Here is a 22,141-nt window from a genome sequence, read left to right on the forward strand (position 1 = left end):
AATTCTATGAACTACCTTGCCCATTTATACCTTTCGGGTAATAACTCTGATATTATTTTAGGGAATTTCTTAGGAGATTCTCTGAAAGGGCGAGAATATTTGAAATACAATAAGACAGTTCAGAAAGGTGTTTTTCTACACCGATTTATTGATTCTTTTACTGACGCACATCCCTTTATAAGAAAAGGATCAGAACGATTGCGCCCCGGATATCGTAAGTATTCTGGAGTTATTGTTGATATTTTTTATGATCACTTTCTTGCTATCAATTGGGAAGAATATCATCATATTTCCTTGAATAAGTTTGCAGAGAAGATGCACAAAGTTTTATCTCGATATTACTTTGATATGCCACACAAGGCACAGCAACTACTGCCGTTCTTAATTCAGAGTAAACGATTGGTTGCTAATGAATCCTTTGAAGGAATAGAACGTACATTAAAAATTATGAGCATTCATACCTCATTGCCTGATAAAACAGATTTTGCAATGGAAGTATTGTATGATTACTACAATGATTTTAATGGAGAGTTTAATGATTTTTTTAAGGAAATCATTGCAGAAATAAAAAAAGACTTTAGGATTAAATTACCCTATCTTCCCTCCTAGTATCTAATTTTATTAAGATAAACAGTAAAATCGTAAAAGCAAGCAGGGAAGAGCCTCCATAGCTGAAAAAAGGTAACGGAATACCAATAACAGGTAAGAGCCCGATTACCATTCCTATGTTTATCAGGAAGTGGAAAAAGAAAATAGCCACCACACCATAGGCATAAACTCTACTAAAAACTGCATTTTGGCGTTCTGCTAGTGTAATAATTCTCATCATAAAGAGAACAAACAAAATGATAATAAAAGAACTACCAAGAAATCCATAAGTTTCACCTATGGTTGTGAATATAAAATCTGTTTCTTGCTCAGGCACGTAAGCCAACTTTGTATGGGTACCTTCAAGGAATCCCTGACCGCTGAATCCTCCAAGAGAGATAGCAATCTTTGAGTGCATGATATTGTAGCTCTCATTCGCTTCACCGATAACCTGCAATATTCGTTCTTTTTGATGAGGTTGCAGTAAAGTTTCAAATAGATAAGTTAAAGAAAAAGATAAACCGATAGCACTAATAATTGCGCCAAAAGTCATCATTTTTTGTATAGATTTTTTTGTAATCATCCGTTTATTAGGGTTGAAAACAATTATAAATAACAATAATGTATAAATTATAAATGAATACAGTAGTGCATTAGGAACACTTGGAAATTGATAATAGTGCAGATAAATATATAAAACCAACGGAATAAGCAATAACCAAAGCAGTCGTTTTTTTCGTTTATTTAGCAATTGTACTAATTGGTAGAGACCAATCAATGCAATAGCAAGAAACATAATAGGAGTTCCCCATTTTAAAGTGAAGATTGTAATAAGTACTGCCGATATTGCAATAAAAAATAGTGTAGGAGAAAATCCCTGTCTATATAGCGGAATGAAAAAGGAACAATAAACTAGAGCAGATCCCATATCATTCTGCAAAATAACGAATAATAAAGGTATCGCTATGATGCTGAGAGCAACAATGATATCTTTATGATTATGAAGCGGTTTATCAATAGCTTCTAGGTATTTTGCTAAAGCCAAACAAGTCGCTATTTTAGCAAATTCCGCAGGTTGTATCTTAAAACTCCCAAATTGGAACCATGCCTTTGCACCATTTATCTCTTGACCAAACAGCAATACAGCGACTAATACCAGCATTAATATTACATAATAATGATAGGCGAAGTCAATAAAAAATCGTTTATTTAGCAACAGAATGATAATAGCAACAATGCTGGAAATCACTATCCAAAGCTGTTGGTTGCTATGACGAAATCCGACAGCATCTACATGGAAATCAGCTATATATATAGCAATCCATCCTGATGCTACGAGCAAAATATAGTAGATAATCATTGGTAGGTCAACCTTTGATTTATTGGATACTGTCATTTTTTACTTCCTTTTCTTTTGGTGTTATAAGACTTGTTTCCATCATGCGTTTCTCAATCCATTTTTTTGATGGAGATATCGAATCTGTTAAATATTTTTCTATTAATAAACCTGCAATTGGCGCTGCGTATCTACCTCCCCAAACTCCATTCTCTACATATACCAACAGTGCAATTTGCGGGTTTTCAACTGGTGCAAAAGCTACAAATACAGAATGAGCTTCACCCTTGCCGGTATGTTGCACCGTACCCGTTTTACCAGCAACTCTTATATTAGGTACTCTGGCTAACGTACCTGTTCCCGAATTGACGACATTCTCCATTCCCTGATGGATGATGTCAAAATAGTCAGCGTCAATAGCTGTTGTATGTTTCTCCGTATATTCATCTCGTTTACCTTTATCTCCAATTGATTTTACTACGTGTGGCGTATAAAAATAACCTTTATTGGCTATTGTAGTTACCATATTAGCCATTTGTAGAGGTGTTATCATTAATTCTCCTTGTCCTATCGAAACAGAAACAATGTTTAAAGCAACCCAGTTTTTTCTCTTTAGTTTCTTGTTATAATATTCTATCGTTGGAATATTTCCAGTCCGTTGAGTGGGAAAGTCACTGCCTAGTTTTTGACCTAGACCAAATGATATGACATAATCTCTCCAATGCTTATAACCATCCTGTACACTTCTAAATTTAGAATTATGTAATAGGTCTACAAAAAAATGACAATAAAAGGGGTTGCAAGAGTTTTGTATGGATGATAATACACCGACAGGAGAAGAATGTTCATGGCAATTCATAAAAAAGTTTCCGATGCTAGCACCGCCATGACAAGATTTTCTGTAGGAGGAAGTAATAATTCCTTCTTGCATCCCAATTCCAGCATTTATGAGTTTAAAGATTGAGCCTGGAGGATATTGCGCTAAGATAGTACGATCAAACAACGGTTTATTTTCATTATCCATGTTCAGGCTTTGATAATATTTACCCCCGTTGATACCATAAAGACTGTCTAGGTTAAACGTAGGAGAAGATAGTTTCACGAGCACCTCACCTGAGGATGGTTTGATGGCTATGACAGCTCCCCGCTTATTGTTCATAAGCTTCATTGCATATTCTTGCAGATCAATGTCGATGCATAAAGTTAGATTATTCCCAGGTATGGTTTCGATATCTCTAGCACCTTCTTCTAAGGGACCAACAATTCTTTGCTTATTGTCTTGGAGAAAAAAAGCTGCTCCTTTTTCTCCACGCAACTCTTTCTCATAGGTTTTTTCAATCCCTGCCTTGCCGATATAATCACCCAATCTATAATATTCGTCTTTTGCCAACTCTTTATCATTCACTTCTTTTACATAGCCCATAGTGTGAGCAAGGGAAAGATAGTTGTAGGAGCGTCCTTCGGACTTTTCAAGGGTAAAGCCCGGAAACTTGTACAAGTATTCTTTCATTCTAGCGTGAAGTACTGGCGTCAGGTTATTGAATACTTTTGCATATTTAAAATAGTACCTGCTTTCTTTTGACGCTTTATCAAGTCTTTCGATTAAGTCTTCTCTTGGAATCTCTAATAGCGTTGCAAGCAATGTCGTGTCAAGTCCTTTCTCTTTAGCAATACGTGGAATAACACTTAAGGCAAAGCTATTTGTATTATTTACTAAAAGTGTGCCTTTTCGGTCATATACTAAACCTCTTGGGGCTGTTTTTATTTCTTCAATATGCGAAATGCTTAACCCCTTGTTGCTATATTCATCTTCAAACAATTGCAAATAAGCAAGTTGACTTATGAAAATGACTCCAACAACAATGATGACTGCTCTGATGATAAATTGGCGATTGTAATAGCTACTCATTGCTAAGCTCTTTTCTAGATTTGAAAATACTAAAAAGTAGTAAGATAATGAAAGTAGCTATAGCAGATGAAACGAAAGCTTTGTAAAGGAAGAAGAAAAAATAGTTGAAATTAAAATTCCATAATATGAATGCCAATGCATGGTAGATAAAAAGAAGAATAAACATTGCTAGAGTGTAGCGAAGCTTCCCCATTGTTTGAAATGAAAAGCTTGATTCTTCTCCTAAAGCTTGTTGTGAAAAAACATTCACTATTGCTGGTTGAATAAAAACAATAAACACAGCAGAAAATGCATGAACTCCCCAGGAATTTACCATAGCATCTATAAACAATCCAGTGAGAAAAGCAATAAGCAACACTATTGTACGGGGAATGGTATAGAGTATGCGAAATAGAAGTATTAGAAAAATATAGGGTGTATAGACCATGGTAGGTCTAAAGTAAAGAAGTAATGCCATTTGCAATAACAATACTCCTGTCCACCAAATTATATTTTTTATAAAATTACTCATTATTTACCAGACTGTCTAATTGTGGTTTGTCAATATTTTCAACAATGTAAACATTTTGAAGCTTTGAAAAATTGGTAGAAACCTTTACTCGTAATGACAACGACTTCCCTAAATCTGCTTTCTCCACAGATTCTACTAAACCTATTAATTCTCCACTTGGATAAATTGTAGAATTGTTATTTGTGAAAACGGAATCATTCTGCTGGATGGTAAGGTGAAGAGGCACTCCTTTTACATCAATATACCTAAAGTCAGTCCCGTCCCATGAAGTATTGGCACTTAGAGTGTTGCCGTCAACAGATACTAAACAGCTAAAAGAGGTGTTAATCATGGGCATGACGGAGGCATAATCTTCTGTAACAGCATAGACTACACCCACTAATCCTGTGGAAGATACTACCGCCATATCAGAACGTATACCATCTTTGTATCCTTTATTTACAACAATAATGTTGTCAGGAGCTCCTATAGAATTGTAAGCTACTTTTGCAGGTATATAATGATATTGTCCAGCAATTTCTCTTGGAGGAGAGCTCACCAAAACACTTTTGTTTTTTAGTTCTTCTGCTAACCGAGCATTTTCGCTAATAAGGCTCCTATTTTCAGAAGCTAAATTAAGATAGTTATCCCATACAGTAAATGTATTAAGAAAGTTGGTGCGAATAGCTGTAGTCGTTTGAAATAAAAAAGAATTTTGATAAACATTTAATGAAAGTAATAGCCAAAGGGCAATAGCCTCTAGAAAAATAAAAACAATTAAAGTTTTAAATCGCTTCCAAATAATGGAGAGAATTCCCATAGTTATTGGTTCTCACTATTTTCTATTTTATCTAAAAAGAACAGCTTGGTATTTTTTGCTATGTTTCAAAGCAATGCCAGTACCACGAGCAACAGCCTTCAAAGGATCTTCTGCAATATGGAAAGGAATACCTATTTTCTTTTCAAGCCTTTTGTCAAGTCCACGTAATAATGCACCGCCACCCGCAAGATAAATGCCATTTCTTACGATATCTGCGTAAAGTTCTGGTGGTGTTTGTTCTAAAGCGTCCAAAATGGCAAACTCTATTTTATTAATCGATTTCTCAATAGCATGAGCTACCTCTTGATAAACAACAGGTACGTTTACAGGTAAAGATGTAATTTGATTTGGACCAGAAACGCTGTATTCTCCTGGTGGGTCCTCAAGCTCTGAGGTTGCTGCACCGACATGTATTTTTATTTGCTCGGCAGTTCGTTCACCAATTTTAATATTATGCTGATGACGCATATATTCCGTAATATCTTGAGTAAATTCATCACCCGCAACTCGTATGGATTTATTAGTTACAATACCACCTAGGGCAATCACTGCAATTTCTGTAGTACCTCCACCTATATCCACAATCATATTGCCTTCTGGCGCTGAAACATCAATGCCCATACCAATAGCCGCTGCAACAGGTTCATAAATCATATAAACATCGCGACCTTGTGCATTCTGCGCAGAGTCACGCACCGCACGCATTTCTACTTCAGTACCTCCAGAAGGAACGCAAACAACCATCTTTAGTGAACGTGGAAATATGCTTGAACGCTTCGTAATCTTCTTTAAGAAGCCCGTAAGCATTTTCTCTGCAGCATTGTAGTCAGCAATAACCCCATCACGTAGTGGACGGATAGTTACCAAATCATCGTGAGTACGTCCAAGCATCATTTGTGCCTCTGTGCCAAGTGCTACAAGTTTCTTTGTAGAACGGTCAACAGTAACAATAGAAGGTTCATTAATGACAATTTTATCATTAAGGATGATTATTATATTTGCGGTGCCTAAGTCAATAGCAACCTCTTCTGTTAAAAATGAAAACATATCTTATCTTATTTCGAATTGCCTAAAATACAAAAATTGAACATATAACTAGGCTTTTTTTACATTTTTTAATGTTTAAAATGGCGTTGGTGAGTAAACATCATCGCTATCCCTAATTTATTTGCAGCATCTATAGAGTCCTGATCCTTTACAGAACCGCCTGGTTGAATGATAGCTGTAATGCCAGCTTTAGCAGCCAATTCAACACAATCTGGGAAAGGGAAGAAGGCATCAGAAGCAAGAACAGCTCCTTTTGATTTGTCTCCCGCTTGTCTTACTGCTATTTCTAATGCACCGATTCGGCTTACTTGACCCGAACCGATTCCTACAGATCGTTTGTTCTTAGCGAGAGCTATTCCATTTGATTTAGTATGTTTTACCATCTTCCACGCAAAAAGCAAATCTTTCTTTTCTTCATCTGTAGGGTGTTTCTCTGTAACTACCTCTAAAGAACCTTCATTGTAAAGTTCAAGGTCAGCATCTTGCAAAAGTAAACCTCCTAATACTGTTTTGGCTACTGTAGAGTTTGGTATTGTTTTCTCTATATTTTCTAGTTGAAGAATTCGGACATTTTTCTTCTTTGTAAGAATGTTTAGTGCATCATCAGTGTAATTGGGAGCAATAATAACTTCTAGGAAAATTTTACTCATTTGTTCAGCTGTTGTGACATCGATTTCTCTATTAGCAAGAACAATACCTCCAAAAATAGAAATTGGGTCTGCTTCATAAGCTTTACAGAATGCCTCTGCGATGGTGTCCGCAGAACCAATACCACATGCCGTTCCATGCTTAACCGCTACTATGGTAGGTTCAGAAAATTCTTTCAATGTTTCTAAGCCTCCGTTAGTATCACTAATGTTATTGTAGGAAAGTTCTTTCCCGTGCAATTTTTTAGCATTGGTTAATAATCCCTTTTCTAATTTTATTTGCTTGTAATATGCTGCAGATTGGTGTGGATTTTCTCCATAGCGTAAGTCTTGAACTTTATCAAAAGTAAGTGTGAGCTGTTCTGGAGCCTTTATATTGTGTTTCTGATTAAAATAAGAGGCAATCATTGCATCGTAATGTGCAGTATGATTAAACACTTTAGCTGCTAGCCTTTCCTTTGTTTCTAGCGATACGGAATTATAGGTTTGTAATTCTTCAAGAATCGTATTATAATCCTCTGGATGTATGACAACTGCAACATCTTCATAATTTTTTGCAGCAGCTCGTAGCATAGTTGGTCCCCCAATATCGATATTTTCGATAATATCTTCGTGAGAAGCTCCCGCGTTGAGTGTCTCTCTAAATGGATACAAATTGCAGACTACAATATCAATTCCTTCAATTTCAAGATCTTTTGCACTTTCTTGGTGCGCTTTATCATTTCTTTTAAATAAGATACCACCTTCAATACGAGGATGTAATGTTTTTATTCGTCCTTCAAAGCATTCGGGGAAATTTGTATAGTCCGAAACTTCTATTGCTGGAATTTCATTTTCTCTCAGGAGTTTACATGTTCCTCCTGAGGAAATAATTTCATATCCTAGTTTTATTAAAGATTTTGCAAAATCTACAATTCCTGTTTTATCGCTTACACTAATGAGAGCTTTCATTTATTAACTTTTTACTTTATAGAGTTTTAAAATACACACTCTGTTTCTGGAAGAAAATAGAGAGAAATAATTGTTTTGCAAAGGTAATAAATGCACTTGGCAATATAAAATGATTATAATGCGAAATAATCAAAAAAGAATTTACCAATGGAAAGGTAACAAAATAATCCAACGATATCATTTATAGTAGTAATAAATGGACCTGTTGCCAAGGCTGGGTCTATCTTTACTTTATTGAGTGCTAAGGGTACTATCGTCCCAAAAATAGAGGCAAATACCATGACTACTAATAAGGCGACTGAGGCGGCATAAGTTAGAGCTTGGGAGCTCCCAAAGAAATAATTGAAAACAAATAATGCTAAAGCACATATAGCTCCCATGATTAGGGAACTCAATAATTCTCTAAATAATCTTGAGAATGTACTTTTTACTCCTAAAGTATTGTTAGCAAGCCCTTGAACAATAATTGCAGAAGACTGTACTCCCACATTACCTCCCATAGCGGCAATCAGTGTTAAGAAAAATGCCATAGAGGGATGGATAGCCAACTGTCCTTCGTAGGTGCTAATAATTACGGAACTTAAAATTCCACCAATTAAACCAATTACTAGCCAGGGTAATCTTGCTCTTACTTGGCGTCCAAGCTTATCTGAGGGTTCTACATCTTCTGCAAAACCAGACATCATTTGGTAGTCGCGATCAGCCTCCTCACGAGCAATGTCAATAACATCATCAACGGTGATACGACCGACCAGTCTGCCTAAAGTATCAACAACTGGGAGTACTACCATATCATACTTACTCATCATGCTGGCAACATCATTTTCATGAGTACTTGTATTTACATAAATAACATTTGGGTCGTAAATATCTTTAACACTTTTGGAGGTGCGATTTAGAATTAAATCTTTCAAGGTAAGCACACCTTTCAACATGCCAAAATTATTAACTACGTAGATGTAATAGATTTCATCAATATTTTCTGCTTGTCTGGTCAGTTCTTTTAGACATTCTATTACAGTATCATCCTCTCGTACGATGACCATCTCCTTTGCCATCAATCCACCCGCAGTGTCTTCTTCGTAATTAAGAAGATCAACAATATCTGCCAAGAGTTCTCTGTCATCAATCTGTGCCAGTACCGCTTCTCTCTGCTCATTAGACATTTGACCGAGAACGTCAGCCGCATCATCGGAGTCCATTCTTTTAATGAATTTACTCGCAATAGCTTTCGGAGGCAAAACTTCAATAAAACGTAATAAATTATCTTCCTCTATCTCTGTAAGAGTGTCAGCAGCTAAATCGTCACCTAATAACAGGAAAATATACTTTGCCTCTTCAATCGTTAAATCATCAAAGATCTCGGCAATATCAGCAGGGTGTAAATCATTGATAAGTCCTAAGATGACGGTTTTATCATCATTAGAAATAGCAGCTTGAAGTTGATCTATATATTCTTTGGTTTTTACAAACTGCATAGGTTCAGAGTTTTTATGTTAAACACTTTCGATTAGGCGTGTCAAAGATACAAAATCTTCTACACCTAATTGCTCTGGACGCTTGTTCATAATGTGATTATCAATTTTTTTATCTCCCAAAATAGGTTTTAATGAATTACTCAACATCTTTCTGCGTTGATTAAATCCAGTTTTTACCACATTTTTAAATAATTGTTTATCACAATTAATGCTTGTTTCATAATCACTACGCCGGGTGAGACGTATGACCCCAGAATCTACTTTAGGAGGTGGATTGAAAACTTGAGGCGGTACCTTAAACAAAAACTCAATGTCGTAATATGCTTGTAACAGTACGCTCAAAATTCCATATTGTTTGTTATTGGGAGGGGAGCTAATACGCTGTGCCACTTCATATTGTATCATGCATACTATTTGAGGTATGCGCTCAACAGCATCAAGTATTTTGAAGAATATTTGCGATGAAATATTGTAAGGTAAATTTCCAATAATAGAAAAACTCTTCATGGGAAGAGTATCAAAATCAAGCTTCAAAAAATCCTGCTCTAATAGATTTTGGGTGAGTGTGGGATAGGTTGCATTTAGGTATTCGATAGATTCAGTATCTACTTCGATAAGATAGAATGGAACTTCTTTATCTTTTAACCATTGTGTGAGAACTCCAGTGCCAGGACCAATTTCTAGCACCGCTTCAGCAGATGAAAAATCTAAAGCATTTACGATTTTTTGTGCAATATTCTCATCTGTTAAAAAATGTTGTCCGAGTTTCTTTTTTGGAGTGACCATCTATTCTTAAATTTCGAAATCAATAACTTCTTCCTCTTCAATGGTCTCTGGATTTTCTTCATCAGGATTATCATCGCAGTTCAAATCTACATTATATCTAACAGGAGGAGTAAAATAGTCTCTGGGCATATTTATGGTTTCGTCAGCATAGACTTTCTGAATAAATAATCCAAATATTGGTAATGCCATGTTTGCTCCTTGTCCGTAGGCTATTTGTTGAAAATGAACAGAGCGATCTTCGCCCCCTACCCAAGTTCCTGTAACCAAATAAGGATTTAGACTCATAAACCATCCGTCAGAATGGTTATCTGTAGTTCCTGTTTTTCCGCCCCAAGGAGCATCAATCTTATAACGGTGTCTTAAGCGTTGTCCTGTTCCTTGTTGAACGACGTTACGTAAAAGTTCGGTCATCGTATAGGCTGTTTCTTCAGACATCACTTCCCGTGTATTGGTTGTAAATTCTGCAATAACGTCTCCGTTTTTATTTTCAATTCTAGATACAAAAATAGGCTCTGCATAGACACCCTTGTTGGCAAAAGTACCGTAGGCACCTACCATTTCTTTCACAGTAACATCAGGTATTCCTAAGGAAAGTGCAGGAACAGGATCTAAAGGACTTACAATTCCCATATTTCTAGCAACTTTTACAATTGCCTCAGGAGTAAATTGTTTTAGTACCCAAGCTGTGATGTTATTTACAGAATTCGTTAAACCCCATTTGAGTGTTACCATTTCACCTTCTCTTGCTTTTCCTGAGTTTTTAGGAGTCCATGTATTTCCATCAGGCAAAATAAAAGTTTGTGGGACATTTAATGTTTTTACACAAGGGCTCATGCCTTCTTGTAATGCTACAGTATAAAGGAGAGGTTTGAACGTTGATCCAACTTGGCGCTTCCCTTTAGTAACCATATCGTACATAAAGTGGCTGTAATCTGCACCGCCTACATACGCTTTTACTTTCCCTGTTCCAGGCTCCATTGCCATAAATCCGCCACGAAGCAAGCCTTTGTAGTATCGGATAGAGTCGTAAGGAGTAAGGACAGTGTCTTTCAGCTCCTCCCATGTAAAAATAGACATGGATTGTTCCTTATTAAAACTGTCCAATATTTCTTTTTTCGTTTTGCCGTCTGCTTGGAGATTATAGTAGCGGTCACTATTCTTCACGCCTCGCTCCATTATCTTATCTATTTCCTTTTGTGTAATACCGGTGAAGGGTTTCGTTTTGTTATTCCTAGATAGTTTATCGAACAATGGCTGTAGATTTTTCCCAATATGTTCTCTCATAGCTTCCTCTGCATAGCGTTGCATACGAGAGTCTACAGTGGTGTAGATTTTAAGACCATCTTCGTAGATATTGTAAGTAGAGCCATCAGGTTTCGTATTTTTAATACACCATCCGTAAAGAGGATTATTCTCCCATTGGATAGAATCTTCATAGAATTGTTGTTGTTGCCAACCTCTGTAATTTTCTTTTTCAGGCTTCTTTGCAGTTAAGACACCTCGCAGATATTCTCTAAGGTAAGTCCCAGTACCACTTTTATGATCTTCCTTTTGATAATTCAATACAATTGGTTGTGTTTTTGTCAAGTCATATACAGCACGATTAATGTACCCATTCCGTAGCATTTGATTCAATACTACATTTCTTCGATTCAGTGCATTATCCATGTATAGTCTTGGATTGTACAGAGCAGGATTTTTACACATTCCTACTAAAACAGCAACCTCATTAAGATTGAGGTCTTCTGGTGATTTGTTAAAGTAAACCTTTGCAGCCATTCTAATTCCTACAGCTTGGTAAAGAAAGTCGTAGGTGTTAAGATACATTGTGATAATTTCTTCTTTGGTATAGTTACGTTCTAATTTTACCGCCATCACCCATTCTCTAAGCTTTCGAAGAACCAATTCGGGTTTGCTAAATTTTTTTTCTCTGGGGAATAGGTTTTTAGCCAATTGTTGAGTGATGGTACTTCCGCCACCATCTTTACCCATTTTTATTATTGCACGAAGTACCCCTTTTCCGTCAATACCGGAATGTTCGTAAAAACGCTCATCTTCTGTGGCTACGAGTGCATCCACTAAGTGCTGTGGAATATCTTTATATTCAGAATAGACTCGATTTCTTTTATACGCATACCTACCAATTGCTTTTCCATCGGCAGTATATACTTCAGAGGCAAATTCGTTTTGATTTCCAGAAAGATCTTTAACTGAGGGCATATAGCCTAATAAGCCCATGTCGATAACGATAAGGAGTCCAACAACGAAAAGGATAATTACTGTGAATGCAATCCAAAAACGACGTATCCACTTGCCATGCCCCTTTTTTTCTTTCTTATTTGTTTTAGTTGACTTTTTAACCATTTTTTTGATGAATTGATAGAAGATTTTTTAACAAAAATCCTGCTAAATACTTATGCAAAATTACACAAATACTTTTAGCTTTGGATAACTATTTTTTTTCATGCTCTAAAGCATTGATATTATTTACGTATGAGATTAATTTCTTTTCTAATTTTGTGTGGAACAAATTTAAAAATTCAAAAACCAAAACCCAAGTTATACATGAACAGAGAACAATTAGAGAAAATGAAGTTTGCCTCGCAGAGCATCCATGGCGGACATATACGCAACCAATATGGTGCCTTAGCTACTCCTATTTACCAGACCTCAACCTTTGTGTTTGATAATGCTGAACAAGGAGGAAAACGCTTTGCTTTGGAAGAAGAAGGTTATATTTATACGCGTTTAGGTAATCCAAGTGTTACCCAAGTAGAAGAGAAATTAGCACTGCTTGAAGGTGCTGAGGTAGCTGTAGCAACATCATCAGGTATTGGTGCCGTTACTTCTGCTATGTGGGTAAGTGTAAATGCTGGTGATCATATTGTTGCAGCCAAAACCCTTTATGGATGTACATTTGCTTACCTATCACATGGTATTACTAGGTTTGGTGTAGAGGTTACTTTTGTAGACACTCGTTACCCAGAGGAGGTGGAGAAAGCACTTCGTCCAAACACCAAAGTGCTATATCTTGAAACCCCAGCAAATCCTAATATGTATGTGTCTGATATTCAGTTGCTATCTGACATGGCACATAAAAACAATCCAGAATGTTTGGTTTTCGTTGACAATACTTTTAGTACACCCTATTTACAACGTCCGTTAGAGTTAGGTGCAGATGTGATTATTCATTCTGCAACAAAATACTTAAATGGTCACGGAGACGTGATTGCGGGATTTGTAGTGGGTAGTAAAGAATTTATTGATCAAGCTCGCTTAGTCGGTGTTAAAGATATGACGGGTGCAAGCATGAGTCCTTTTGATGCTTTCTTGATCAGTCGTGGAATGAAAACCCTAAAAATCCGTATGGATGAGCATTGTAAAAATGCACAAAAAGTGGCGGAGTTTTTAGAAAGTCATTCTGCAGTAAGTGAGGTATTGTATCCAGGCTTAAAGTCTTTCCCTCAATATGAACTGGCAAATAAACAAATGAGCCAACCCGGAGCAATGATTTCATTCTTAGTAAAGGGAGGTCTTGAAGGAGGAAAGAAATTTTTAAATTCATTACGCCTTTGTAGCATAGCTGTAAGTCTTGGAGATACTGAAACCTTAGTGCAACACCCAGCTAGTATGACGCATTCGCCTTACACTCCTGAAGAACGTGTTGCATCTGGAATTGCTGAAGACTTAGTAAGAATTTCTGTAGGATTGGAAGATGCTGATGATATTATTGCAGACCTAAAACAAGGTTTAGAGCAATTGTAATAATTTTAAACGTTGTAAATTTTAGAGAGCTACCTCTTTTAGAGGTGGCTCTTTTTGTCTAATATAGAATAGAAAGTCTTCTCTGTCGTTTGCCGAGAATAGGATGTCGTTCATCGAATAGTTTTGTGTAATTTTAAGCTGTCGCTTTCTTTTGCTATGTAAACATTAAAAAAAGAAAATCATGAAACGAAAGAATTTTTTATTGATAGTAGTTGTTGGCGTGCTTTTAACAGGTTGTGTGGTGAAGTCTTTAAAGCCATTTTACACTGAAGATACTTTAGCCTATGATGCTTCTTTAATTGGAAGGTGGAAAGATGATAAAAATCAAGAGTGGGAGATTGTGTCAATGGAAAAAGCTTTAGGTTTAAATTTGTTAACACAGGAGTTTGACGTGGCAGATGAAAAACTAAAAGTAGATGAGTTCCAAAATAAATTAAAGAAAATAGAGAACAATAAGAATGGCGAGATGATAGTAAAAAGTAAAAAAGTTGCCATTTTTGGTGATAATGAAAAATCTGAGAATGGTTTCAGTAACTCAATTGATTCTGTGCTTATTGTTGATGGTAAAGTTACAATTTCTAAAGGGAAAGATACTTCAAATGGTAAAGAAGAAAATGAAATTTATAAAAATGCCTATATCTTTATGACTAAAGGCAAAAATGATAAAGAGTTTTATTTAGCAGTTCCGTTTAAAATAAAAGGTCAATTATTTTTAGATTTTACCCCCTTTAATATTGAAGGCGTAAATGGTCTTAGTGATTTTGCAGGAATGCACTATGTTGGCATACACACTTTGGCAAAATTAGATAAAAAAGGAGATGATTTAGAAATAGCTTGGTTGTCTGAAAGTAAAATTCAGGAATTATTTGAACAAAAGAAAATTCGTATTGCTCACGAAAAGATAGGAATAGAAAATGATGAAATTTTATTGACAGCCTCTTCGGAGGATTTGCAGAAATTTATTGCCAAATATATGGACTCTCCTGATGCTGAAAAATGGACAACTTCAGTAAAACGAGCTTTAAAACGTATAAAATAATGAAAACCGACAGACATCAACCTTGGTTATTTAACGGCATTGTATGGTGTCTGTCTTTCGTTGTATTGTTATTTGCTTTTACGAAGGATGCTGAAAGCATTGGAGACATTGATTATATTTATACGCTTTTCTTTGTGTTGACACTTGTTCCGCCTGTGTTGCTGAATCTATATGTGCTAATGCCCTTGTTGTTGAAGCGGGGAAAATACGTGTGGTTTGTCTTGGCTTTTCTTTTGAATATTGTTGTTTTTGCCAAATGTAATGAATGGTTTTTCTCATCTCTTATTGATAAGATATTGCCTAATTATTTTTTCATCAGTTACCATTCAGAGATTGATCTTTTGGTTATATTTGCTGTTTTTCTTTCCATTGTTACTTTGTTGAAATTGGCTGAAGAGGGATTTTATTTGCAGAAAAGAGAAAACCAAATATTGGAAATGGAGAAAGAGAAGGCACAGATGGAATTAGCCTTGGTACGTTCACAATTAAATCCTCACTTTTTATTCAATGCACTCAATTTGGTGTATGGTCTATCATTAGAAAATAATCAGAAAGCGACCGAGGCTATCGTACAGTTGTCGGATATTTTACGTTATGTGGTTTATGATGCTAATACAGCGAAAGTTTCATTGCAGAAAGAAATTCTGTTGTTAGAAAATTACCTTGCCTTTCAGCAAAAACGAACTTTTGTAGAGGATGTAGATTTTAACATTAAAGTAGATAATGAAGAGGAACAAATTTGTCCGATGCTTTTGTTGCCTTTACTAGAGAATGCCTTTAAATACGGAGCAAAAAGCCAAAGCGATTTTATTCACATCAACTTAAGGGGTCGTGAGGGTATTTTGAATTTCATTATCCGAAATTCGTATGAAAAAAAAGAGAAATCGGGAGGTGGTTTAGGACTGAAAATGCTCGAAGAAACATTACATCTTGTCTATCCTGAAAAGCATCATTTGGTGGTGGAAGATACAGGCGTTATTTTTGAAGTGAAACTAAACATCAATCTCAATGGCTAAAGTAAGTTGCCTTATCATAGATGATGAGCCTATGGCACAGAAAATTTTGCAACGCTTTGTGGCGGAGGTTCCAATTTTAGAATTAAAAGGAGTTTGCAAAAATGCTATGGAGGCGATGGATATACTTCAAACATTGCCTGTTGATTTACTGTTTTTGGATATTAACATGCCCCAACTTTCCGGCTTGGATTTTTACAAAACTTTGCCTAATCCACCTGATGTTATTTTCACGACGGCACATCCGGAGTTTGCCGTAGAGGGCTTTGAGGTCAATGCCGTAGATTATTTGCTAAAGCCAATTGCTTTTGAGCGATTTTTAACTGCCGTGAATAAAATAAAAGAACGCCAAACGGAGACAAAACAAGAAGCTTTGTGGGTAAAGTCCGACAAATCATTACACAAAATTCCTTTTGCCTCTATTGTTTACATCGAGGCATTGGGCGATTATGTGAAAATCTATTACGATGAAACGGTTTTACTCACGAATGAAACTTTGAAATGCGTGCTCGAAAGACTTCCCGGAATATCTTTTCTACAAATTCATAAATCGTATGTCGTAAATCTGGAGAAGATAACTTTTATAAGTGGTAACCAAGCCTACTGTAATGCAACAGCTTTGCCTATCGGGCGAAAATATAAAGAAGAATTTTTGGAGAAATGGAAAGGACAATAAAATCTTTCTATTTTTTACGCAACCTTTTGAATGTTTTGCCGTCTATCTATAAAGAGAGTTATATTTTACAGTTTTCATAAATTAATATAAAATTATAAAAAAATATTATTAATATTAACCTCTTTTTTGTTTGGGTGTGATGGTAAAGAGGACAGTATCCCACTCGTATTACAACACTTTAGATGTTCCTTTGAGAGACTAAATACAAAAGATGCTGTTAAAGTTACTGTTGAATGTCAGGAAGATAAAAGTATAGAGCCTTTTTTAAGTATAGATATAGGGAAAGAAGTTTATGAATTAGAAGGTAATTCTATTATTTTATCACTAGATAAGATAGTAGCAGAAGAGAAAAATTTTAACTGTATCATTAAATTTTTCCCTTATTGGATTAAGAGTGAAAATGGATTTAAGGATATGCAGGAAGAGTGGGGTAGCAGAAAAATGACTTACATATTGCATATTTATAATGATAATACACAGGTTTATGAGAAGAAATTGAATTATCCGGAAGATAATTATAAAGAAACTATCGAAGTTAGGTTTTAAAATCATCTTATATTTGATACTAAAGTTGTCTTGCTATCTTTGTGTGAAAATAGCAAACGATGTACTTTTTAAATAATGCAACTTTTCATAGCGTGGTTTTGCATCACGTGGGTAATAAACAAAATGGAGATGCACTGCGTCATAGTAAGTTCCCATTGAAATTAGATGAGGAAACGGGCGAATTGCTTAAAACCTACTTTCTGTCAAAATTCAAATCGGAAGAGTTATTTCAGTTTACGCATTCTTCTGATTTAGAGCTAAATGAAGTATATACCTATGTGACGGAGATTTTTGATAATCCGGAAAGTTTAGTAGAGCAGTCGCAACACTTAGCAACCTTTCTTTACGAACAATGTACCCATCCGAAGATAAAAGGAGGGGAGTTTTATGTAGTTTATTTCAAAGATTGCGTGATAGACAAAAAAGGCGTAGATGCTGTTGGTTTATTCAAATCTGAGAATAAAGAGACCTTTTTGAAAATATATCCACAAGGTGATAATTTTGAAGTAGAATCTCAACAGGGAATCAATATCAACAAGTTGGATAAAGGTTGCCTTATCTTCAATACAGAAAGTGAAAATGGATACAGAGTTGCCGTAGTAGATAATACGAATCGTAATATGGAGGCACAGTATTGGGTTGATGATTTCTTGCAACTCAAAGTGCGAGAAGATAACTACTATCAGACCGCTAACACTTTGGAAATGTACAAAGACTATGTAACCAAGCAATTGCCTGAGGAGTTTGAAATGAACCGAGTAGATCAAGCCGATTTGCTCAACCGCACGATGGATTTTTTCAAAAACAAGGAAGAATTTACGATGCAAGATTTTACGCAAGAAATTCTCCAGCAACCAGAAGTGATTGATAGCTTTGATGCTTACAGAACTGAATATCAAAACGAACACGATCTAATGTTATCGGATGATTTTAATATCTCTGAAGGTGCGGTGAAAAAGCAACAACGTGTCTATAAAAGTGTGATAAAATTAGATAAGAACTTTCATATCTACGTACACGGCGACCGTTCCAAAATAGAACACGGCGAAGACTACAAAGGCAAATTCTACAAAATTTACTTCGACGAGGAAAAGTAGTCGAGGAGGTTTACTTACTCATTGACCATTTCAGATTGTTTTTCCAAACGCTTTTGAACTTCAAGAGCTATTTGTGAAAACCATTTTTGGTAAGATGCATTGTTTTCGCTTACACTTTCTCTATATTTCTTCTGACTAGAACCTTCATTAGACCAATCTTCATCAACGTAGCCAGATTTTACTGTCAATTTTACTTCAGTTTGTGTCTTGTTTACTGGTTCTACAATAAAATATACTTTATGAATGTCCTCATTAGTTACAGATTCAGTATTTGCAAGTCCACTAAGTATTTGACTGCCTACAGATACCTTTTCACTTTTTGAAGCATTGATTATACCACTCAAGTTGTCTACCATGTCTATTGTATAATTCTGAGCATGAAGTACAGAAACTATAGCACCAGTAACTGTTGCCTTATCTGCATAAAATATATTTGACTTATCCTGAGGAGTCAATCTTGAAGTTCCACAAGAAATTGATAGACTAATTAATAGAATAATTGATATAATATTTAAAGGTTTCATAATAGTAATTTGTCTTTTTGTAAAGATGTTCTATAACTTTTTACCGATTGCCTTCTTCTTGTTTGCCCTCTATGATATCTTCTTTCATTTCTTGTTTTTCTGATTTTGAAAGCTTATACCTGTCATTGTTAGCAGTTCCATTCTCCACATAAAATTCACAATAAATAGGGAAATGGTCGGAGCCAATCTCTCGAAGTCGTTTTAGCGTTTTGATGAAAATCGTGTTAGAATGAAATAGTAAATCGATAGGTACACGGATCATTCTATATTTTGCATGAAACGAAGCAATCAATCCTCTACCTTCACGAGGGTCTATTAAACCTGTAGCCTTACGAAATAGTCGAGAACTACGTGCCCAAGCTACATTGTTAAAATCACCAACTACTAAAAAGGATTCTTTAGTTCTATTTTTTAGAGAGTTAGCAATAGCCATCAATTCCCCATCACGTTCTTTAGATGTTTCTTCTTCTGTGGGACTTGGAGGAGGTGGATGCACTCCATAAAAGGTAAAAGTTTGTCCATCAGGAGATTGCATTTTTGCCTCTATACTTGGCAGGTCATCAGAAACGTGATAATGAACTTTGTAAGAGCCTATTGGCAATCTAGAATACAGATGCATACCATAAGTATTTTCCAAGGGTACTTTCACGTTAAATAAATAGGTTTTCTCTATTGGTCTAAGTGCATTTTGCCATTCAGAATTACTTTCAATAGTCAAAATAATATCAGGTTTTATTTCGTCAATTAGCTTTAATAACTTATCGTATTTTTTACTGTATTGGTAAACATTAAAAGATAATAATTTAATTTCCTTTGAGTTTTTAGGAATTTCTCGTTTGTCCTTTCTTATTAATTTAAAAAGAGGTGTATAACGCAAAAGCGTAATTCCATGGTAAACAGTAAGAATAACAAGCAACCAAATGACTATCCAAAAAAGAGTATGCTGTTCTTTTACGATAAAAAATCCAATAACAGCAAAAGCCGGTAACCAGAAAAATAAGTGCACTTTTAAAAAATCACAGATACGTACAGTCCAATGTTTGCTGTGTAAGAAAGGGAGTAAACTCACCAGTACTAAAATAAAAACGATGCTGTAATATAATGCTTGCATATTAATTCGTAAGATAATGCGAATAAAGATAATAAAAAGCAGAAAAATCACAATTAGTTAGATTGTGATTATTTTTTTAAGAATACTAGTAACTTACATTGCGTCATTAAAAAATACAGCTAATGCTAAGACTACATAGATAAAGAACTTTTGAAAAATAACTATCTTTGTCTAACTTATTAAAATTATAAAAAAAAACAGAGAATTATGAAGCAATTCAACAGAACATTGGTAACAACCGCTTTACCCTATGCAAATGGACCTGTACATATTGGTCATTTAGCAGGTGTTTACATACCTGCTGATATTTATGTGCGCTACTTACGAATGCGTGGTGAGGATGTGTTGCATATCGGTGGGTCTGATGAACATGGAGTGCCAATTACGATTCGTGCACAAAAAGAGGGAGTGACACCACAAGATATAGTAGATAGATATCATAATCTGATTAAAGACTCTTTCGAGGAATTTGGAATCTCTTTTGATATTTATTCACGCACGAGTAGCGAGACTCATCATGAACTAGCTTCAGAATTTTTTCAAACTTTATATGATAAAGGAATATTCCAAGAGGAAACTCGACAACAACTTTATGATGCTGAGGCAGACCAATTTTTGGCTGATCGCTACGTAGTTGGTACTTGCCCTGTTTGTAATAGTGAAGGAGCTTATGGCGACCAATGTGAAAAATGCGGTTCTTCACTGAATGCAACGGAATTGAAGAATCCAAAGTCTGCCCTTACAGGAAATACTCCAGTGATGAAAGAAACAAAACATTGGTATTTGCCTTTAGATAAATATGAAGATTATTTGAGAAATTGGATTTTAGAAGAACACAAAGAATGGCGTGCCAACGTTTATGGACAATGTAAGTCTTGGTTAGATTCTGGTTTGCATCCACGTGCGGTGACTCGTGACCTTGACTGGGGAGTACCCGTTCCAGTAAAAGGAGGAGAGGGCAAAGTGCTTTACGTCTGGTTCGATGCACCGATAGGTTACATTTCTGCAACTAAAGAACTGACTCCTGATTGGGAGAAATATTGGAAGCAAGAAGATACCCGCTTGATACATTTTATTGGAAAAGATAATATTGTATTTCATTGTATCGTCTTTCCTGCGATGCTGAAAGCTGAGGGCTCTTATATTTTGCCTGATAATGTTCCGTCCAATGAATTTTTAAATTTAGAAGGCGATAAAATTTCCACTTCACGAAATTGGGCAGTTTGGTTGCACGAATATTTGAAGGAATTTCCAAACCAACAGGATACTTTACGCTATGTACTAACGGCGAATGCTCCTGAAACAAAAGATAATGATTTTACGTGGAAGGATTTTCAGGCGAGAAATAATAATGAACTGGTTGCTGTTCTCGGTAACTTTGTAAATAGAGCATTGGTGTTGACGCAGAAGTATTTTGATGGAAAAGTACCTGAGCTTGGTGAACTTACAGAGCGTGACAAGGAAGTGTTAGCGGAATTACCTGTTCTAATTGATGAGACGACGAATAAGTTAGAAAACTTTCATTTTAGAGATGGTTTGAAAGCGATGATGAGCATCGGTCGGTTAGGAAACAAATACTTAGCAGAAACAGAGCCATGGAAATTGTGGAAAACTGAGCCTGAGCGTGTTGCGACTATCCTGAATCTTTCTTTACAGATAGTAGGGGCTTTAAGTATGATTACAGAACCTTTTATTCCTTTTTCTGCAAAGAAACTAAGAAAAATGCTACAGGTTGATATCATCAAATGGCAAGATATTAAGGAGTTCAAACTAGAAGCAGGACATCAGATAGGTAAACCCTCTTTATTATTTGAGAAAATAGAAAATGAGGCAGTTCAACAGCAAGTTGACAAGCTTTTAAAGACAAAACAGGATAATGAAGAAGAACAAACTCAATCTTTTGCTCCTATAAAAGAAGAGATTGACTTTGAGACCTTTACGAAGCTTGATATGCGTGTAGGGACTATTAAAACAGCGGAGCGAGTACCGAAAACAGATAAGTTATTGAAGATGACTATTGACATAGGCAGTGAAGAGCGTACGGTGGTTTCGGGCATCGCTAAAGATTATGAGCCTGAGAAAGTAATTGGTACGCAAGTAACCTTATTGACGAACTTAGCACCAAGAAAAATTCGAGGTATCCTTTCACAAGGTATGATTTTAATGGCAGAAAATACCGACGGTAAGTTGGCATTTATTTCGCCGGATAAAACAGTAGATAGCGGTAGCGGAATTTCATAATGCTAAAACTCTGTCAGGTTGAGTGAATTTTACGACTCTAAGGCGTACAATTTGTATCGAAAACAAAGAGTTTTTAT

General features: G+C 35.7%; 18 protein-coding genes and 1 pseudogene. 8 read left to right on the plus strand and 11 right to left on the minus strand.

Going from position 1 to position 22,141, the window contains the following annotated elements; genetic code table 11:
• The first annotated feature begins 6 nt into the window (after positions 1 to 6).
• Complete coding sequence (locus tag C7377_RS05075; protein WP_116496268.1) at positions 7 to 609, plus strand: acyl carrier protein phosphodiesterase; 603 nt, start codon at positions 7 to 9, stop codon at positions 607 to 609.
• Here C7377_RS05075 and rodA read toward each other — a convergent pair.
• The 9 genes from rodA to C7377_RS05120 form a co-directional block, all read right to left on the minus strand.
• Complete coding sequence (gene rodA / locus C7377_RS05080; RefSeq protein WP_116496269.1) at positions 584 to 1,984, minus strand: rod shape-determining protein RodA; 1,401 nt, start codon at positions 1,982 to 1,984, stop codon at positions 584 to 586. The two genes, C7377_RS05075 and rodA, sit on opposite strands and share 26 nt — an antisense overlap.
• A complete protein-coding gene (gene mrdA / locus C7377_RS05085; protein WP_116496270.1) occupies positions 1,968 to 3,833 on the minus strand; it encodes a penicillin-binding protein 2 in 1,866 nt (621 codons plus the stop codon). Before mrdA ends, rodA begins: the two co-directional genes overlap by 17 nt.
• Complete coding sequence (locus C7377_RS05090; RefSeq protein WP_116496271.1) at positions 3,826 to 4,344, minus strand: hypothetical protein; 519 nt, start codon at positions 4,342 to 4,344, stop codon at positions 3,826 to 3,828. The genes mrdA and C7377_RS05090 overlap by 8 nt, the downstream gene beginning before the upstream one ends.
• On the minus strand, positions 4,337 to 5,143 hold the full coding sequence (gene mreC, locus C7377_RS05095) for a rod shape-determining protein MreC (protein WP_116496272.1): 807 nt from the start codon (positions 5,141 to 5,143) through the stop codon (positions 4,337 to 4,339). The genes C7377_RS05090 and mreC overlap by 8 nt, the downstream gene beginning before the upstream one ends.
• Positions 5,144 to 5,170: 27 nt before the next feature.
• Entirely contained in the window at positions 5,171 to 6,190 is a 1,020-nt protein-coding gene (locus tag C7377_RS05100; RefSeq protein ID WP_116496273.1) for a rod shape-determining protein, read from the minus strand.
• Between the two features lie 68 nt (positions 6,191 to 6,258).
• Complete coding sequence (gene purH / locus C7377_RS05105; protein ID WP_116496274.1) at positions 6,259 to 7,788, minus strand: bifunctional phosphoribosylaminoimidazolecarboxamide formyltransferase/IMP cyclohydrolase; 1,530 nt, start codon at positions 7,786 to 7,788, stop codon at positions 6,259 to 6,261.
• A 113-nt stretch (positions 7,789 to 7,901) separates the two neighbouring features.
• Complete coding sequence (mgtE, locus tag C7377_RS05110) at positions 7,902 to 9,266, minus strand: magnesium transporter (protein WP_116496275.1); 1,365 nt, start codon at positions 9,264 to 9,266, stop codon at positions 7,902 to 7,904.
• Between the two features lie 18 nt (positions 9,267 to 9,284).
• Complete coding sequence (rsmA, locus tag C7377_RS05115) at positions 9,285 to 10,052, minus strand: 16S rRNA (adenine(1518)-N(6)/adenine(1519)-N(6))-dimethyltransferase RsmA (RefSeq protein ID WP_116496276.1); 768 nt, start codon at positions 10,050 to 10,052, stop codon at positions 9,285 to 9,287.
• Between the two features lie 6 nt (positions 10,053 to 10,058).
• Complete coding sequence (locus C7377_RS05120; RefSeq protein ID WP_116496277.1) at positions 10,059 to 12,416, minus strand: transglycosylase domain-containing protein; 2,358 nt, start codon at positions 12,414 to 12,416, stop codon at positions 10,059 to 10,061.
• A 201-nt stretch (positions 12,417 to 12,617) separates the two neighbouring features.
• On the opposite strand from C7377_RS05120, the gene megL reads away from it, so the two are divergent.
• The 6 genes from megL (at position 12,618) to C7377_RS05150 (ending at position 18,188) form a co-directional block, all read left to right on the plus strand.
• On the plus strand, positions 12,618 to 13,817 hold the full coding sequence (gene megL / locus C7377_RS05125; protein ID WP_116496634.1) for a methionine gamma-lyase: 1,200 nt from the start codon (positions 12,618 to 12,620) through the stop codon (positions 13,815 to 13,817).
• A gap of 181 nt (positions 13,818 to 13,998) precedes the next feature.
• Complete coding sequence (locus tag C7377_RS05130) at positions 13,999 to 14,856, plus strand: hypothetical protein (RefSeq protein ID WP_116496278.1); 858 nt, start codon at positions 13,999 to 14,001, stop codon at positions 14,854 to 14,856.
• On the plus strand, positions 14,856 to 15,872 hold the full coding sequence (locus C7377_RS05135) for a sensor histidine kinase (RefSeq protein WP_165806856.1): 1,017 nt from the start codon (positions 14,856 to 14,858) through the stop codon (positions 15,870 to 15,872). Before C7377_RS05130 ends, C7377_RS05135 begins: the two co-directional genes overlap by 1 nt.
• Positions 15,865 to 16,545 (plus strand): LytR/AlgR family response regulator transcription factor, encoded by a 681-nt coding sequence (locus C7377_RS05140; protein WP_116496280.1) that lies wholly within the window; start codon positions 15,865 to 15,867, stop codon positions 16,543 to 16,545. The genes C7377_RS05135 and C7377_RS05140 overlap by 8 nt, the downstream gene beginning before the upstream one ends.
• 126 nt (positions 16,546 to 16,671) lie before the next feature.
• The gene (locus C7377_RS05145; protein WP_116496281.1) at positions 16,672 to 17,091 is read left to right on the plus strand and encodes a hypothetical protein; all 420 of its coding nucleotides are present in this window, start codon (positions 16,672 to 16,674) and stop codon (positions 17,089 to 17,091) included.
• A gap of 59 nt (positions 17,092 to 17,150) precedes the next feature.
• Entirely contained in the window at positions 17,151 to 18,188 is a 1,038-nt protein-coding gene (locus C7377_RS05150) for a nucleoid-associated protein (protein WP_116496282.1), read from the plus strand.
• A 14-nt stretch (positions 18,189 to 18,202) separates the two neighbouring features.
• On the opposite strand, the gene C7377_RS05155 is transcribed toward C7377_RS05150, so the two are convergent.
• Together C7377_RS05155 and C7377_RS05160 are read right to left on the minus strand one after the other, a co-directional pair.
• Positions 18,203 to 18,712 carry a hypothetical protein gene (locus tag C7377_RS05155; protein WP_116496283.1) on the minus strand — a complete coding sequence of 170 codons (510 nt, stop codon included), beginning with the start codon at positions 18,710 to 18,712 and terminating at the stop codon, positions 18,203 to 18,205.
• Between the two features lie 40 nt (positions 18,713 to 18,752).
• Entirely contained in the window at positions 18,753 to 19,823 is a 1,071-nt protein-coding gene (locus C7377_RS05160) for an endonuclease/exonuclease/phosphatase family protein (RefSeq protein WP_116496284.1), read from the minus strand.
• 192 nt (positions 19,824 to 20,015) lie between these two features.
• On the opposite strand from C7377_RS05160, the pseudogene metG reads away from it, so the two are divergent.
• A pseudogene (metG, locus tag C7377_RS05165) lies at positions 20,016 to 22,064 on the plus strand (methionine--tRNA ligase); the annotation flags it as partial.
• Positions 22,065 to 22,141 lie beyond the last annotated feature (77 nt).

Source organism: Balneicella halophila (assembly GCF_003096835.1).
Lineage (GTDB): Bacteria > Bacteroidota > Bacteroidia > Bacteroidales > Balneicellaceae > Balneicella > Balneicella halophila.

What these genes read in the sequence shown, in the direction of transcription:
- C7377_RS05075 (WP_116496268.1), top strand. Translation starts at nt 7, where the DNA reads ATGAACTACCTTGCCCATTTATACCTTTCGGGTAATAACTCTGATATT.
- rodA (WP_116496269.1), bottom strand. Translation starts at nt 1,984, where the DNA reads ATGACAGTATCCAATAAATCAAAGGTTGACCTACCAATGATTATCTAC.
- mrdA (WP_116496270.1), bottom strand. Translation starts at nt 3,833, where the DNA reads ATGAGTAGCTATTACAATCGCCAATTTATCATCAGAGCAGTCATCATT.
- C7377_RS05090 (WP_116496271.1), bottom strand. Translation starts at nt 4,344, where the DNA reads ATGAGTAATTTTATAAAAAATATAATTTGGTGGACAGGAGTATTGTTA.
- mreC (WP_116496272.1), bottom strand. Translation starts at nt 5,143, where the DNA reads ATGGGAATTCTCTCCATTATTTGGAAGCGATTTAAAACTTTAATTGTT.
- C7377_RS05100 (WP_116496273.1), bottom strand. Translation starts at nt 6,190, where the DNA reads ATGTTTTCATTTTTAACAGAAGAGGTTGCTATTGACTTAGGCACCGCA.
- purH (WP_116496274.1), bottom strand. Translation starts at nt 7,788, where the DNA reads ATGAAAGCTCTCATTAGTGTAAGCGATAAAACAGGAATTGTAGATTTT.
- mgtE (WP_116496275.1), bottom strand. Translation starts at nt 9,266, where the DNA reads ATGCAGTTTGTAAAAACCAAAGAATATATAGATCAACTTCAAGCTGCT.
- rsmA (WP_116496276.1), bottom strand. Translation starts at nt 10,052, where the DNA reads ATGGTCACTCCAAAAAAGAAACTCGGACAACATTTTTTAACAGATGAG.
- C7377_RS05120 (WP_116496277.1), bottom strand. Translation starts at nt 12,416, where the DNA reads ATGGTTAAAAAGTCAACTAAAACAAATAAGAAAGAAAAAAAGGGGCAT.
- megL (WP_116496634.1), top strand. Translation starts at nt 12,618, where the DNA reads ATGAACAGAGAACAATTAGAGAAAATGAAGTTTGCCTCGCAGAGCATC.
- C7377_RS05130 (WP_116496278.1), top strand. Translation starts at nt 13,999, where the DNA reads ATGAAACGAAAGAATTTTTTATTGATAGTAGTTGTTGGCGTGCTTTTA.
- C7377_RS05135 (WP_165806856.1), top strand. Translation starts at nt 14,856, where the DNA reads ATGAAAACCGACAGACATCAACCTTGGTTATTTAACGGCATTGTATGG.
- C7377_RS05140 (WP_116496280.1), top strand. Translation starts at nt 15,865, where the DNA reads ATGGCTAAAGTAAGTTGCCTTATCATAGATGATGAGCCTATGGCACAG.
- C7377_RS05150 (WP_116496282.1), top strand. Translation starts at nt 17,151, where the DNA reads ATGTACTTTTTAAATAATGCAACTTTTCATAGCGTGGTTTTGCATCAC.
- C7377_RS05155 (WP_116496283.1), bottom strand. Translation starts at nt 18,712, where the DNA reads ATGAAACCTTTAAATATTATATCAATTATTCTATTAATTAGTCTATCA.
- C7377_RS05160 (WP_116496284.1), bottom strand. Translation starts at nt 19,823, where the DNA reads ATGCAAGCATTATATTACAGCATCGTTTTTATTTTAGTACTGGTGAGT.